General features: G+C 68.7%; 2 protein-coding genes. One reads left to right on the top strand and one right to left on the bottom strand.

The features are described 5' to 3' along the window. Nucleotides 1-542, bottom strand: a 542-nt coding sequence (locus tag XM50_RS00125; RefSeq protein WP_046406304.1) for an SDR family NAD(P)-dependent oxidoreductase, incomplete at its 3' end; no start/stop codon positions are given. 112 nt (nucleotides 543-654) lie between these two features. On the opposite strand from XM50_RS00125, the gene XM50_RS00120 reads away from it, so the two are divergent. Next, a partial coding sequence (locus XM50_RS00120) for a TetR/AcrR family transcriptional regulator (RefSeq protein WP_197075229.1) occupies nucleotides 655-1,472 on the top strand: 818 nt, incomplete at its 3' end.

The following is a 1,472-nucleotide window of genomic DNA, read 5'->3' as shown; positions in this document are numbered from 1 at the left end:
ATCGCGTTGACGCGAACGTTGCTGCCGGCCAGCTCCAGTGCCGACACCTTGACCAGGTTGATCAGCCCCGCCTTCGATGCGGAATAGGCCGCCGGCCCCGCCCCGGCGCGCAGCCCCGCGACGGACGCCGTGCAGGTGATTGCGCCTGCGCCATGGCGCGCCATCACCGGCGCTGCATGTTTGATCGCCAGCGCCGGCCCGATCAGATTGACGCGCAGCACCGCCATCCACAGCGCCGGATCGGCCTCGCTCACCGTCGCCGGGCCGCCCGTGATGCCGGCATTGGCGAAGAAGCCGCGCAGCGTGCCGTGCTGCTCGGCCTCGGCGACCAGCGCGATGACATGCGCCTCATCCCCCGCATCCCCGCGCAGTGCGACGCACATCCCCCCGGGTGTCTCGTCGGCGAGCGCCTCGACCCCCTCGGCGATGTCGCTGGCGATCACCTTGGCCCCCGCCGCGGCAAAGGCGTGCACGCTTGCCCGGCCGATCCCCGACGCCGCGCCGGTGACGATCACGACCGACCCGTTCCACTCTTTCCCCATCACCCTCTCCCAACCATACCGCTTTCTTTATTCGCGCTGTTTGGCATAGCCGGGGGCGGAGCACAATCGGTTGCGATGACGGGTGCCTGGGTTCATGCTAACCAAGACGGCAATGACCGCGATCGAGACCACCGACAGCAAGACCGCCAAGTTCATCGCGCGGCGCAATCGCCTGATCGACGCGGCGGCGACCCTGATCAATCAGCACGGGCTGAAGGGCATGACCTTCGCCAATGTCGCCGAGCTGGTGGACATGAACCAGAACAGCCTGGCCTATTATTTCAAGCGCAAGGAGATGCTGGCGCACGCCGCCTATATGGAAACCCTGGGCCGGATCGCGGACAAGGTCGCCGAGGCCGCGACCCGCCCCGATCCGCGCGCGCGCCTCAACCATTATCTCCACCTCGTCTTCGCCGCTCAGCGCGGCATGCGCACCGGCGAGGAACGGCCGATGACGGTGCTGACGGGCATGAGCTCGCTGCCCGAGCCCTATCGCGCCGAGGCGACGGAACTCTACCAGTCGGTCCTGCGCGGCATGCGCGACTGGTTCGGCCCGGCGACCAAGCCGGAGGATCTGGCGGTCAACACCGCACGCGCGCACGTCGTGCTGGAGGGGGTGCTGTGGCTCCCCGTCTGGCTGCGCTTCTACGCGATCGAGGATTTCGATCGGGTCGAGCGCCGCATGTTCGAGGTGTGGGAGCGCGGCGTCGCGCCGGCGACCAGCGCGCTGGTCCATATGTCCTTCGCCCGCGCCACGCCGCCCGAGCCGCGGCAGGAGGTCGACATCGACGCGTTCCTGCGCGCCGCCACCCGCCTGATCAACCGCGACGGCTATCGCGGCGCGTCGGTCGATCGCATCGCGGCCGAGCTGCGCGTGACCAAGGGGAGCTTCTACCACCATCTGGAGGGCAAGGACGATCTGGTCCTCGC

This window comes from Sphingomonas sp. Ag1 (genome assembly GCF_000980895.1).
Taxonomy (GTDB): Bacteria; Pseudomonadota; Alphaproteobacteria; order Sphingomonadales; family Sphingomonadaceae; genus Sphingomonas; species Sphingomonas panaciterrae.
The sequence above is the reverse complement of the archived record's forward strand: the minus strand, read 5'-3'. Positions and strand labels throughout refer to the sequence as shown.